The 12509-nt window shown below is 69.8% G+C and carries 11 protein-coding genes; 4 read left to right on the forward strand and 7 right to left on the reverse strand.

Annotated features, from left to right (window positions below; all coding sequences use genetic code 11):
• Window positions 1-15: 15 nt before the first annotated feature.
• The 3 genes from DPR14_RS00425 to DPR14_RS00435 are packed head-to-tail and all read right to left on the reverse strand — an operon-like array spanning window position 16 to window position 4341.
• Complete coding sequence (locus DPR14_RS00425; protein ID WP_158043404.1) at window positions 16-417, reverse strand: hypothetical protein; 402 nt, start codon at window positions 415-417, stop codon at window positions 16-18.
• Window positions 414-800, reverse strand: a complete 387-nt coding sequence (locus DPR14_RS00430) for a response regulator (RefSeq protein WP_158043405.1) — start codon at window positions 798-800, stop codon at window positions 414-416. The genes DPR14_RS00425 and DPR14_RS00430 overlap by 4 nt, the downstream gene beginning before the upstream one ends.
• 13 nt (window positions 801-813) lie before the next feature.
• Window positions 814-4341 carry an ATP-binding protein gene (locus tag DPR14_RS00435; RefSeq protein WP_192499199.1) on the reverse strand — a complete coding sequence of 1176 codons (3528 nt, stop codon included), beginning with the start codon at window positions 4339-4341 and terminating at the stop codon, window positions 814-816.
• 163 nt (window positions 4342-4504) lie between these two features.
• On the opposite strand from DPR14_RS00435, the gene DPR14_RS00440 reads away from it, so the two are divergent.
• From DPR14_RS00440 to DPR14_RS00455, 4 genes are all read left to right on the forward strand, one after another.
• On the forward strand, window positions 4505-5941 hold the full coding sequence (locus DPR14_RS00440; protein ID WP_158043407.1) for an amidase: 1437 nt from the start codon (window positions 4505-4507) through the stop codon (window positions 5939-5941).
• Between the two features lie 65 nt (window positions 5942-6006).
• The gene (locus DPR14_RS00445; RefSeq protein WP_158043408.1) at window positions 6007-6786 is read left to right on the forward strand and encodes an SDR family NAD(P)-dependent oxidoreductase; all 780 of its coding nucleotides are present in this window, start codon (window positions 6007-6009) and stop codon (window positions 6784-6786) included.
• Window positions 6787-6806: 20 nt separating this feature from the next.
• A complete protein-coding gene (locus DPR14_RS00450; protein WP_158043409.1) occupies window positions 6807-8138 on the forward strand; it encodes a tetratricopeptide repeat protein in 1332 nt (443 codons plus the stop codon).
• A 43-nt stretch (window positions 8139-8181) separates the two neighbouring features.
• The gene (locus DPR14_RS00455; RefSeq protein ID WP_158043410.1) at window positions 8182-8667 is read left to right on the forward strand and encodes a DUF1622 domain-containing protein; all 486 of its coding nucleotides are present in this window, start codon (window positions 8182-8184) and stop codon (window positions 8665-8667) included.
• Window positions 8668-8900: 233 nt separating this feature from the next.
• Here the strand turns inward: DPR14_RS00455 and DPR14_RS00460 are convergent, their stop codons facing one another.
• From DPR14_RS00460 to DPR14_RS00475, 4 genes are read right to left on the reverse strand one after another with little or no spacing between them, the layout of a single operon-like run.
• Window positions 8901-9572: a DUF1045 domain-containing protein gene (locus tag DPR14_RS00460; RefSeq protein WP_158043411.1), complete on the reverse strand. Its 672-nt coding sequence runs from the start codon at window positions 9570-9572 to the stop codon at window positions 8901-8903.
• Complete coding sequence (locus DPR14_RS00465; RefSeq protein ID WP_158043412.1) at window positions 9569-10672, reverse strand: NAD(P)/FAD-dependent oxidoreductase; 1104 nt, start codon at window positions 10670-10672, stop codon at window positions 9569-9571. The genes DPR14_RS00460 and DPR14_RS00465 overlap by 4 nt, the downstream gene beginning before the upstream one ends.
• The gene (locus tag DPR14_RS00470; RefSeq protein WP_158043413.1) at window positions 10669-11376 is read right to left on the reverse strand and encodes a methyltransferase domain-containing protein; all 708 of its coding nucleotides are present in this window, start codon (window positions 11374-11376) and stop codon (window positions 10669-10671) included. The genes DPR14_RS00465 and DPR14_RS00470 overlap by 4 nt, the downstream gene beginning before the upstream one ends.
• A 19-nt stretch (window positions 11377-11395) precedes the next feature.
• Window positions 11396-12478 carry a type III polyketide synthase gene (locus DPR14_RS00475; RefSeq protein ID WP_158043414.1) on the reverse strand — a complete coding sequence of 361 codons (1083 nt, stop codon included), beginning with the start codon at window positions 12476-12478 and terminating at the stop codon, window positions 11396-11398.
• Window positions 12479-12509 lie beyond the last annotated feature (31 nt).

A 12509-nucleotide genomic window follows, 5' to 3' on the forward strand; every position in this document is an offset into this window, starting at 1 on the left:
GATCACGATCCGCCGTCACTCCGTCCCGGCCTCGACGCGGACCGCGTCCAGGCAGGCCAGGATGGCGTCGCTGTCCTCGGCCATCGCCTCGGCGGCTCGGGCGGCCGGTCCGTCCGGCTCCAGTCCGTTGTCGGGAGCGCCCTCGACCAGAAGCTGGGCGCCGCCCTTGATCGCGTTCAGGCAGTTGCGGATGGCGTGCCGGTGCGGCCGGCTCAGCAGGTCGGCGGGGGTGCCGGTGCCGGTCAGGTCCTGGAGCGACGCGATCGAGACCGTGATGTAGCCCAGCATCTTGACGTCGTCCTCGTCCGTGATCGAGGGCTCGGCCGCCTTCACGCGGGCGCCGTGGCCGGCGATGCTCCCGGTCAGCCGCTTCAGTTCGCCGTGGGCCGCCTCGATGGTGAGCTGAACATCGCTCATGACCTGCTCACCGCGGGAAAGCGGGTCAGCAGAGCCTCGATCTTCGCCAACAGGCGGTCGATGTCGACCGGCTTGGTCTCGAACTCGTCGCAACCGGCCGCCATGGCGCGCTCCCGGTCTTCCGTCATGGCATGGGCGGTCAGGGCCATCACCGGGATCGCCGAGGTCGCCGGATCGGCCTTGATGGTGCGGGTCGCCTGCCACCCGTCCATCACCGGCAGGCTCATGTCCATCAGGACGAGGTCGGGATGCTCGCGGATCGTCGTCTCGACTCCGGCAGCGCCGTCGATCGCCACGATCACCCGGAACCCGCGCCGTGTCAGGCGGCGCGACAGCATGTCGCGGTTCAGGTCGTTGTCCTCGACGATCAGGATACAAGTCAATCAAGGCCTCCCGTCACGGTCCCGCAAGATCGGCAAGTTCGCGATCGGCCCGCTCTCCGACGATCAGCCGGCGGACCGTCCTGACCAGATCGTCCCGTTCATATGCACCTTTACGTAACACACGATCAACCTGCCCGTCCATTCGGACAACCTGCTCCTCGTCCAGGTCCAGCGCGGTCACCACGACGATGGGAATGCCGTTGAGCCGGCCGTCCCCGCGCATCATCTCCAGCACCTGGAAGCCGTCGGGCACCGGCATGTCTAGGTCAAGGACCACGGCGAGCGGCCGGCCGGTCTGCATGCGGTCGAGTGCCGCCAGCCCGTCCTCGGCCTCGGCGACGGTGAAGCCGGCGCGTTCCAGCGTCCGGCGCAGCACGTCTCGGGCGGCGGCGTCGTCATCGACCACCAGCACGTCGCAGGCGCTGGCGACCTGCGCCGCGGGCATCGGGGCGTCGGCGCCGGCGACGCGGCGGATCGCCTCGACGATGGCGTCGGCGGAAGCGGGCTTGGCCAGGCATTCGGCGGCGTCGGCCAGAAGGTTGAACGGGATCGGTTCCGAGCCCGACGGCACCAGCAGGACCTGCGGCGGACAGGCCATGCCGAACTCCGCGATCAGGTTTTCCGGCAGCGACCGGCCGTCGCGGCAGCGCAGTTCCGCGTCCAGCACCAGGATATCCGGGCGTAGCGCGCGGGCCATCCGCAGCCCCTCGGTCCCGCCGAAGGCATGGAGAACCATCAGCGTGCCGGCCAACGAGCCGGCCAGGCGATCGGCGGTACGGTGGCGCTCCACGGCGCCGTCGACCGCGTCGTGCAGGTCGGGGTCGTCGTCGATCATCAGCACCCGGACCGTCCGGCCGGGCGCCGCCGGACCCGGATCGTCCGCCGGACCGGATACCGCGGCGTCCGGCCGGGGTTCCTCCGCGGCCGTTCCGGGCGGCGCGGCCGCCGCGTCCCTGGATTCCACCGGCAGGGTTATGGTGAAGGTGCTTCCCTTGCCCGGTTCGCTCGACACGTTGATCCGGGCGCCCAGCATGTCGGCGAAATGCCGGCTGATCGCCAGTCCCAGCCCGGTCCCGCCGTAGCGCCGCGTGGTCGAGGCGTCGGCCTGGGTGAAGCGGCGGAACAGCCGGCTGAGCTGCTCCGGCGTCATGCCGATGCCGGTGTCGCTGACCGTGAACTCCACGGCATGGGCGGGCGCCCGGATGCAGCGGGAGGAAATGCGGATGACTCCCCCCGAGGTGAACTTGCAGGCGTTCCCCACCAGGTTCAGCAGCATCTGCCGAAGCTTGGTCTGGTCCGACAGGACGATCCCCAGGCGGGATCGGCCTTCGACCTCGATCCGGTTGCCGTTGGCGTCCGCCAGGGGACCCGAGATCGCCCGCACCTCCTCGACCAGCAGGTCGGCGTCGAACGGGGCGATGTCGACCGACATGCGGCCCGCCTCGATCTTGGACAGGTCGAGGATGTCGTTGATCAGGGAAAGCAGGTGCTTGCCGCTGGAGCGGATCTTCTCCAGGTCGGGAACGTAGGCCTCGTCGCCCCGGTCCTCGGCGTCCTCGGCCAGCATCTCGGCGTAGCCGATGATGGCGTTCAGCGGCGTGCGCAGCTCGTGGCTCATGTTCGCCAGGAACTCCGACTTGCTGCGATCCGCCGCCTCGGCCTGCTCCTTGGCGCGGCGCAGGGTGTCGGCGGCGCGCTGCGCGTCGGTCACGTCGAAGAAGGTGCCGACCATGCCGGCGTCGGCGCCGTCGGCCCCGCGGAAGCCGGCCTCGCCGACCATCACCGTGCGATCCTCGCCCTCCGCCGCGTTGTGCAGCACCGCCTCGTACTGCCGGATCCCGCCGCCGCCCGAGCCGGTGCTCGCCGTCGTGCCCGAGGCGTCCCGCGCGAACTGCGCCGCCGCTCCGCCGAACAGGTCGGCCGGCGTCCGCCCCGCCACCCGGTCGCGCGGCACCCCGGCGAACTCGGCGAAATGGCCGTTGCAGCCGATGTAGCGGCCGGACGGGTCGAGCATGAACAGGGGCACCGGGACGGTATCGAGCATGGTCGCCAGCAGGCGGTTGCGCGCCTCCAGCGCGTCGGTGGTCGCCGTGATGGCCCGCCGGTGGTCGGCCAGCCGGTGTCCCATCGCGACGATTCGGTCGGCGGTCCGCTCCAGCTCCAGGATGCCGAAGCGGGGCGCCTGTTCCAGGTCCTGGCCGGCGCCGATCCGGTCGGTGATCGCGTCGACCTCGCCCAGCGGGCGGGAGATCGCCCGGCTCATGCCTTGGGCGCGGCGGTACAGCAGGGCGAAGAACCCGGCATAGAACAGGGTCACCGCCGCGATCAGCATCAGGCCGATGCGGTCGAACCGGTCCTTCAGCGCCGTCGCGTCGGCGAAGATGCTGCTTTCCGGCGCCAGCACCAGCAGCCTCCAGCCGGTCTCGCCGATGGTCGCCCAGGATGCCAGGCGCGATCCGCCATCGTTTATTCCACCCCGGGCGGCACCGTCGAGCGCCAGGGTGCCGGCCCCGGCGGCGGAGGTCCCGACCAGGGCCGCCAGCGGCTTCAGGTCCGGCCGCCGGAAGATGTTGAAGTCGTCCGGCTTGAAGGTGTCGGCCATGATGGCCTTGTCGTAATGGTGCTCGGTCAGTTCGGTCAGCCCGAAGTCGCGCTCGGCGGCGGGCGGCAAGGCGAGGAGCACGCCGTCGCGGTTGAGCAGGACGGCATAGCCGTCCCAGGGTAGTTCCAGCCCGGCGATCCGCTCGACGAACCGGCCCACCGTGACGTCCACGCCGACCACGCCTTCCAGCACGCCGTCCAGATAGGCCGGCGCTATGGCCGACGCCATCCAGCCGCTGCCCGCCGGATCGACGTAGACGTCCGTCCAGACCGTCCGGCGGTCGGGATTATGGGCGGCGTCCGCCTCGTAGTAGAAGTTGAAGGACGGTATGTCCATCAGCTCGGCATATTGGCCGGAAACGTCGAAATACGGGTAGATCCGGTTGAGGCTGTCCCGGGTGTTGAGATAGGCCTGGACGATCAGCGGGTTGGTCCGCTGAAGGTTCTTCAGGAACGGATCGAGCTGGGACAGCCGGAGCGCCTTGGCCCGCTCCGTCTCGCCCACCGGCACGATGCCGCTGTAGAAGGCGGCTCCCTGACCGATGTCGCGCGTGGTGTACCACGATCCCCGCGGCCCGTAGGCGTAGCGTTCGACCTCCTCCGGCGATGGCTGCCAGGGCGTGCGGTAGGCCAGCTCGGCCTGGCGCGCGAGCAGGGACGTCGCTGAGCTTATCCCGGCCAGCGTCGCGTTCAGCGTCTCCGCCTCCTGCCGGGCGGTGCGCGTCAGCTGGTCTCGGGCGACGGTGCGCATCGCCTCCAGGTTCTCATCCCGGATCAGGGCGTTGGAGAAGAGATAGACCCCGATCAGCGCCAGTTCGACGAAGAGCAGCGGTATCAGGGCGGCGCGCAGGTAGGAGCGCCAGATCCAGCTCAGCAGCGACTGCGGAGCGGCTTGCGCCTCCCCGGCGGACGGCACCGGGATCTGGCTGGCGTGAGGCATGTCGGTGATCCTGGCCGCGGGCGTGGAGCTGAAAAGGTTAATCCGAAAGATCCGGAGCGACAATTTCTCCAAATTGCCGGGACTCCGCAAGGCGTGATTGATAGACAGCGTAGCAAGGGCACGCGAACCGGCCCCGAGGGGCCGGCAGAAAAGAGGAAACGTCATGACTTCCCAGGACCTGTGCGATCTGGATGCCGTCACCCTCCGGCAGATGATCGGACGCAAGGAGATTTCCCCGCGCGAGCTGGTGGATGCCTGCATCCGCCGAGTCGAGGCCGTGGACCCCACCGTGAACGCCCTGGTCAGCCGCTGCTTCGACCGGGCGCGCATGGAGGCCGCCGAGGCCGAGGCGGCCGTCATGGGCGGCGGTCCGCTGGGTCTCCTGCACGGGCTGCCGATCGGCATCAAGGACCTGAGCGACGCCGGCGGAGTGCGCACCACCTACGGTTCCGAACTCTTTGCCGACCACGTCCCGGCCGAGGACGAGCGGGTCGTCGCCGCGGTGCGCCGGGCCGGCGCCATCGTGCTGGGCAAGACCAACACGCCGGAATTCGGCACCGGCGCCAATACCCGGAACGCGGTGTTCGGGGCGACCCGCAACCCGTTTGACTCCGCCCGCACCTGCGGCGGCTCGTCCGGTGGCTCCGCGGTGGCGCTGGCCTGCGGCATGGTTCCGCTCGCCACCGGTTCCGACCATGGCGGCAGCCTGCGCACGCCGGCCGCCTTCTGCGGCATCACCGGCTACCGCCCGTCGCCCGGCATGGTCCCCAGCGACCGCCGGGGCATGGCCTGGTCGCCGTCCTCGGTGGACGGCCCCATGGGCAGGACCGTCGCCGACGCCGCCCTGCTGATGTCGGCCATGGCCGGCACCGATCCGCGCGATCCGCTGCCCGGCTGCGCCGACCCGTCGGCCTTCCTGAACCTGCCGGAGGTGGACACGGCGTCGCTGCGCGTGGCGGTGTCGGAGGACCTGGGCTTCGCCCCGGTCGACGACGGCATCCGGGCGACGTTCCGGGCCGCGGTCGGGCGGATGTCCGGCGCGTTCGGCAGCGTGGCGGAGGAGGGGCCGGACCTCGCCGGGATCGACACGGTGTTCGAGATCCTGCGCTCGGTCATCTTCGTGGGGTCCCACCGGGAGAAGTTCGAGAAGCACCGTGACGCCCTGGGCCCGAACGTGATCGCCAACATGGAAGCCGCCCTGCGGTTGGACATCAGGGACATCGCTTGGGCCATGTCCGAGCAGACGCGGTACTTCAACCGGTTCGTCACCTTCATGGAAGGGGCGGACGTGCTGATCTGCCCCGCCGTGGCGGTCCCGCCCTTCCCGGTCGAGCAGTGGTATCCGGAGACCATCAACGGGGCGCCGACCCGGAACTACATGCACTGGCTCGCCATCACCTATGGATTGACCGTGCTGAGCCATCCGGTCGTCGTGGTTCCCTGCGGGCTGGACGCGACCGGAACGCCGTTCGGCATCCAGATCTGCGGCCGGTACGGCGCCGACCGGGCGGTGCTCGGCGTTGCCCGGGCGATCGAGCGGCTGCTGGCCGGAATTCCCGGGCTGGAGCGGCCGGTGCCGGACTTGGCAAAGACCCCATAGCTCCGTATGGTTCCTTCGGCCGCCCGGCCCCCATGCCTTTGGCCTGAAGCCGCAAGGAGAACGCCATGACGGAAGAAACCCGCGTCGCCCTGGTGACCGGAGCCAGCCGGGGGATCGGCAAGGCCATCGCCACGGCGCTGGCCGAGGCCGGTTTCGACCTGCTGATCACCGCCAGGACGGCCACCGCGCTTGAAACCGTGGCGAGCCACCTGGCCCGCGAGACCGGGCAGCGGATCGAGATCCTGCACGGCGACCTGCGGGAGCCCGAGCTTGCCGAGACGCTGGTCGAGACCGCGGTGGACCTGTTCGGCCGGCTCGACCTGCTGGTCAACAATGCCGGGGCGACCAAGCGCGGACCGTTCCTGGACCTGGCCGAGGACGACTGGCAGGACGGCTTCGCGCTGAAGTTCTTCGGCGCGGTCCGACTGTCGCGGGCGTCCTGGCTGCACCTGAAGCGAACCGGCGGACAGGTGATCAACATCATCGGCGCGGGCGGGCGCACCCCGACGGCCGAGTTCACCATCGGCGGCTCGGTCAATGCCGGCCTGATGAACTTCACCAAGGCGCTGGCCGACCAGGGGCTGGCCGACGGCGTCCGGGTCAACGGCATCAATCCCGGACCGATCCGGACCGAGCGGCTGGAAACCCGCATCCGCCAGTTCGCCCAGTCCCAGGGCATCGACACGGAGGAGGCGGCGAGCCGGATGGTGCAGGCGCAGAAGGTCATGCGGTTCGGCGAGCCGGACGAGATCGCCGCGGTCGTGGAGTTCCTGGCCGGGGAGGGCGGCGAGTTCATCCACGGCGCACTGATCGACGTGGACGGCGGATCGACCAAGGGCCTCTGAGCCGGCCGGGGAAGGGTTCCATGAGGGACCGGCGGGGCGAACCCCTTTCGACCGACGACCCCGCGGCGGTCGAGCGGTTCGACGCGGCGGTCACCCTGATGAACGGCTACTTCACCGATCCGCTGGCGGTGATCGACCGGGCGCTGGAGGAGCGCCCCGACTTCGTCATGGGCTACTGCTTCCGCGCCGGGCTGCTGCTGATCGCGGCGCAGAAGTCCGTGGAGCCGGAACTTCGCCGCAGCGTCGAGGCGGCGGAGGCTCTGGCGGGCCGCGGCGCCGGCTGGGCCAACGACAGGGAGCGCGGCCATATAGCCGCGGCGCGGGCCTGGCTGGACGGCGATTTCCATCGCACGCCCGAACTTTACGGGCGCGTGCTGGAGCGGCATCCCGGCGACCTGGCGGCCCTCCAGTTCGCCCACCAGTGCGATTTCTTCGTCGGAGACGCCGCGGCGCTCCGCGACCGGCCTGCCAGCGTGCTGGCGCGGTGCGATCCGGAACTGCCCGGCCACGGTTTCGTGCTGGGCATGCATGCCTTCGGGCTGGAGGAGAACGGGGATTTCGCGGCGGCGGAGGAAATCGGGCGCCGGGCGGTCGGGCTGATCCCGCGCAATCCCTGGGCGATCCATGCCGTCGCCCATGTGATGGAGATGCAGGGCCGCTCCGACGAGGGCATCGCCTGGATGGCCGGCCGCGAGGCGGACTGGGCGCCGGATAACCTGCTGGCCGTCCATAACTGGTGGCATCTGGCGCTCCACCATCTCGACCGCTGCGAAACCGGGGCCGTGCTGGACATCTACGACCGCCATGTCCGGCCCCGGCCGGAGGCGATCGGGCTGGAACTGTCCGACGCGACGGCGCTGCTGTGGCGGCTGCACCTCGCCGGGATCGACGCCGGAGACCGCTGGCGCGAGGTCGCCGACGGGTGGGAGCCGATGGCCGGGGACGGCTACTACGCCTTCAACGACATGCACGCCATGATGGCTTTCGTCGCGGCCGGGCGGGAGCCTGCCGCCGCCCGGCTGGCGGCGACCCTGGCCCGCCGGGCGGCCGGGACCGGCGCCAACGCCGCCATGACGCGGGAGGTCGGGCTGCCGGCCTGCCTGGGGTTGCTGGCGTTCGGCCGGGGCGACCATGCCGCCGCGACGGACCTGCTGCTGCCCCTGCCGGCCACGGCCCGCCGCTTCGGCGGCAGCAACGCACAGCGCGACGTCATAGCATTGACCCTCCTGGAAGCGGCGCTGCGGGCGGGCCGTGTGGAGATCGCGCGGGACCTGGCGGCACGGCGGATCGAGCTGAAGCCCCGCAGCCCGTTCAACCGTCTGCTCACGGAAAAACGCCTGAACCTTGGGTGAGCATGCCCGTTCCCAGGAGGATCGGACACACAGGACCTCTCCCATGCTCGCGGCCTGCCTGCTTGTTTACAGCCTATTCGGCGCCTCCGCGGCGCATGCCCAGGAGGCCGGAGGCTTCCTGTCCGAGTCCCGCGGCACGATCGCCCATTTGGCAGAACTTGTCACGAGCGGGATCGAACTGGTAGGGATCGCCGTGATCGTCCTGGGTGCTGCCATCGCCACCGGTCTTTTCCTGCGGGACGGCTTCGGCACGGCCGGCTGGACCAGCGCCTACGATCGGTACCGGGCCAATCTCGGCCGCGGCATCCTGATCGGGCTCGAACTACTGGTCGCGGCCGACATCATCGCGACGGTCGCGGCACCCCTGGATTTCCGGACCGTCGGTGCCCTCGGCGTGATCGTCCTGATCCGGACCTTCCTCAGCTTCTCCCTGGAAGTCGAGATCAAGGGTCACTGGCCCTGGCAGGAGAGCCGGATCAGGAACCGGGGAACCGATCGGGGCGGCAAAGCGGGAATGACGCAATTGTGATTCAAGTTCTTGCCACAGATTACGGTGATGGACAAAGATACGACCTGGATGATCTGAGGATATCGCAGTAATCTGTGGCCAACCCTCTTCCTCCCGGCCCAGCATCGTCCAGGGCAGGAATCATTATTTATCCACAGATACACGCAGATGGACACAGATACTTATCAATATCTTATCTGCGTCCATCTGCGTGCATCTGTGGCCAATTTCTCTTCCTCCCGCCCCGGCGACATCTATGGCAGGCCGAACCGGGCGATGATCCGGAACAAGGCGCCGCGGGTGTCCTGCTTGAAGACGGACAGGGCGTCGATCTCCAGCGGGTCGCGGGTGAAGGGTGCCACCGCCGGTTCCAGCAGGGTCCTGGCGGCGGCCCTGGCATCGTCGTCCAGGCTGCCGGTCAGGGTCATGTGGAAGCGGAACTCCTCGAAGACATAAGCGTAGCCCCAGCGCCGGAGATAATCGTCCTGGCGGGGCGTCAGGCCGTGGGCGCGGCGCTTCTCCAGTTCGGACGGGGGAGGAGGGGCGCGGAAGGGGTCGAAGGCGCGCACGCAATCGGCGGCGAACGCATCGAGATTCCCGGAGGAGGCGGAGGGGACCAGGGCGAGGAAGCGGCCCAGCTCCGCCAGCTTCAGAGGGGGTATGGCGAAACGGCGGCGGCTCGCGGCGAAGTCCGCCACGGCCGAGAGTAGTCCTGACTCCGAACTGCCCGGGGCCAGCGCCATCGGCGGCTTCAGGGTGGCGTGGAACCCGTAACGGCACGGATCGGCGGTCCAGTCCGGATGCACGCCGTCCGGGGGATCGAGGGTTTCGCCCGTCGCCGCGTCGCGGCCGAGCCAGCGGCTGGCGAACTTCCACAGGGCGCTGTCCGGGGGCGGAGCGAAATAGAGGGCGTAGCGGGCGGTCATGGGATGGCTTGTTCGGGGACGCGGGTAGCATATGCTATCGCCTTCAGCACTCCCGGCGCCAGCCGCACGGCGCCGGCGGCGAAACCCTGGAGCGCCGGCTGGCGGATCGCCCGCGCCAGCAGCGTGGCGGTTCGGATCTGCCCGGCGAACGGCGATCCGTCGAGCGCCGCCTGCCCGGCGAGCACCCGGTCGGACGCCAGGAAGGCCGAGTGGAGGGCGATCGCCATGCCGTCGCCGCAGAACGACGGGATCACCGCGAGCTGGTCGCCCAGCCTGTGCAGCCGCCGGGACGGGGCGCCGGCCCGATGCACGAAGCCGTAGGGGATGCCGTAGATCGACAGGGGCCGTTCCCAGCAGGCGGCGGCACCGGCCAGCCGGTCCGCGAAGGCGGGGGACTCCTCGCGGAGATGGTCCAGCAGGCTTTCCCACCGACGCCCGACCCGGTCGTAGACCGGTTTGGCAACCACCAGGCACAGGTTGGCCCGGCCGTCCGCCGCCGGCTGCAACCCGGCATAGCCGCCGGCGAACAGCAGCACTTCCACATGGCCGGCGAGGCGCGCCGCCTGTTCCGGTGCCAGCGTGAGATACTGCTTGAACCCGATCAGGTCGTTGATGGAGCCGGGGGGCCGGCGGTGGCCGCGCAGGTCGTGCTTGCCCGTCGCCAGGAGGGCCGCGCGGGCGGCGACCGGCCCGTCCGCCTGGAGGGTCACGCGGTCCCCGGTCTCGGCCAGGGAGCGGACCGTCACGCCGCGCCGGATCTCGGCGCCCCTGTCCGCAGCCGCCCGGAGAAGCGCCTCGTCCATAACCTCGCGCGACAGGCTGAAAGCCGGGAAGGGCAGGCGGGCGGTCGTTTCCGACCTCCCCCGGACCAGTCGGACGGAATGGATCGGCAGCGCGCCGAGGCGGGGCAGGTCCAGCCCCAGCTTTCCCAGATAGCCCGCGGCCTCGACGCTGACGAACTCGCCGCAGACCTTATGGTGCGGACCGGTCTCGCGTTCGAAAAGAACGACGGAGCGGCCGGCTTCCGCCAGGCGGCAGGCCGCCGCGGCACCGGCCGGCCCGCCGCCGACGATCACGGCGTCGTGGATCGCCGGGTTCATTTGATCCGCCCGACGCCGTAGCGGAACGGCGTGAACCATTCGACCGAGACCTCTCCCGGCGTGAATCCCGCCTCGGCGATCACCCGGTCCCAGTCTGCCCTGGTGAAGGCGCGCGCCACCGAAAGCGGGGCGTCATGGACCACCAGCCGATTGACCGGCAGCGTGCTCACCATCACGCGGGCGAAAGCGTGGGAGATCGCGTGGCGGTGCAGGTCGTTGCTGAACCAGCCGAGGCCGGCGCGGGCTTCCATCCAGCGCAGGAAGCGGACCAGGGACTCGTCCTCCAGGTGGTGGGTGAAGAGCGCGCTGATCACCACGTCGGTCCGGTGGTCATCGGGCAGGTCGAAGAGATTGCCGACCCGATAGTCGATCCCGGCGTCCGGAGGCGTCGCCAGATCGGCCGCCCGGGCGGACCAGGGGTTCAGGTCCACCCCGGACAGGTCGACCTCGACGCCGCGCCGTCCGGCCCATCGGTGGATTTCCCGCAGCATGTCGCCGTAGCCGAACCCCACGTCCAGGATGCGTAGCCTCCGCCGTCCCGTCCGTTTCACCACCCGGTCCAGCCATGACAAGGTCGGGCGGTACGCCAGCGTGCACAGGTTGATCCGGCGCAGGTCCCGCAGGCAGTGCTGGAACTCCTCGAAGCTGACTTCCTCCGTGTCCATCAGCTCCGGCCGGGTGCTCCGCCGGGATAGGTCCGTCATGGTTTCCATATCGCCGGGCTCATGCCGCGGCGAGGCGGAACAGCATGCTTTCCGCCGTCAGTCCCGGCCCGAAGGCCATCGCGCAGCCCAGCCCGTTGCCGCCCATGCCGGTTTCGCGGAAGCGGTCGAGCATGCGTTTCAGCACGAACATGACCGTCGCCGACGACATGTTGCCGTAGTCGCGCAGGATCGCCCGCGAGTCGGCGAGTTGGTCGCCCTGTCCCTCTATCGCCCCGGCGACCGCGTCCAGGATCGAGCGCCCGCCGGGATGGACCGCCCACAGTTCCACGTCGGACGGGCTGCGGCCCTGGAGGATCGACGGCAATGCTTCGGGAAGCCCCTGGCCGATGGTGCCGGGAACGGTTCCGGCCAGCCGCATGTCGAAGCCGTGGCGGCCGATATGCCACGTGATCTGGTCGGCGCTGCCGGGGATCACGGTGGCCCGGAAGCCCTGAAGCTCGATCCCGTCGGGCTCGGCGCTGACCAGGCAGGCGGAACAGCCGTCGGCGAAGATCAGGAAGCTAAGCACCTCCTCGATATCCGCGGTTTCCTGAAGATGCAGGGTGCATAGCTCCAGGTTGACGATCGCGACCTTGGAGGCGGGTTCCGACCGGACGATGTGCCGCGCCGCCTTCAGAGCGTTCATGGCGGCGTAGCAGCCCATGAAGCCGATGATCGTCCGCTCGATCGACGGGTCCAGGCCGAAGTGCCGCGCCAGTTCAAGATCCAGCCCGGGGGCGTAGAAGCCGGTGCAGGAGGTCACGATCAGATGGGTGATCCCGTCGCGGTGCCGTTCGATCCCGGCCGCCTCCAGGCTGCCGGCGGCGAGGCCGAGAGCGTGGCGCTCGTAGAACTTCATCCGGGTGGCGGTGTCGGGAAAGGCGCCGCGCGTGAAGAAACCGCCGGCGTCCAGGATCTCCGGGTCGGGGTCCGGCTCGAAGAAGGAATAGCGGTGCTCGATCTGGCACCGTTCCGCCATGCGGCGGAACAGCTTGCGCAGGCGCTCGTCGGTCAGCAGGGCCGGCGCGTAGCTGACGAACTTGTCGTGGACGTCATGGGCTGGAACGGCGGTTCCGATCGCGTTGATATAGGCGGCAGGCATCCGGGGCTCCGGTCAAACGGTATTTGCAGGT

Origin of the sequence: Skermanella pratensis (genome assembly GCF_008843145.1) — a bacterium.
Taxonomy (GTDB): Bacteria; Pseudomonadota; Alphaproteobacteria; order Azospirillales; family Azospirillaceae; genus Skermanella; species Skermanella pratensis.

Bases quoted from the DNA above. Each gene is read 5' to 3' on its own strand.
- DPR14_RS00465 (WP_158043412.1), bottom strand. From the start codon at position 10,672: ATGAACCCGGCGATCCACGACGCCGTGATCGTCGGCGGCGGGCCGGCC.
- DPR14_RS00450 (WP_158043409.1), top strand. From the start codon at position 6,807: ATGAGGGACCGGCGGGGCGAACCCCTTTCGACCGACGACCCCGCGGCG.
- DPR14_RS00440 (WP_158043407.1), top strand. From the start codon at position 4,505: ATGACTTCCCAGGACCTGTGCGATCTGGATGCCGTCACCCTCCGGCAG.
- DPR14_RS00425 (WP_158043404.1), bottom strand. From the start codon at position 417: ATGAGCGATGTTCAGCTCACCATCGAGGCGGCCCACGGCGAACTGAAG.
- DPR14_RS00455 (WP_158043410.1), top strand. From the start codon at position 8,182: ATGCTCGCGGCCTGCCTGCTTGTTTACAGCCTATTCGGCGCCTCCGCG.
- DPR14_RS00445 (WP_158043408.1), top strand. From the start codon at position 6,007: ATGACGGAAGAAACCCGCGTCGCCCTGGTGACCGGAGCCAGCCGGGGG.
- DPR14_RS00475 (WP_158043414.1), bottom strand. From the start codon at position 12,478: ATGCCTGCCGCCTATATCAACGCGATCGGAACCGCCGTTCCAGCCCAT.
- DPR14_RS00460 (WP_158043411.1), bottom strand. From the start codon at position 9,572: ATGACCGCCCGCTACGCCCTCTATTTCGCTCCGCCCCCGGACAGCGCC.
- DPR14_RS00435 (WP_192499199.1), bottom strand. From the start codon at position 4,341: ATGCCTCACGCCAGCCAGATCCCGGTGCCGTCCGCCGGGGAGGCGCAA.
- DPR14_RS00470 (WP_158043413.1), bottom strand. From the start codon at position 11,376: ATGACGGACCTATCCCGGCGGAGCACCCGGCCGGAGCTGATGGACACG.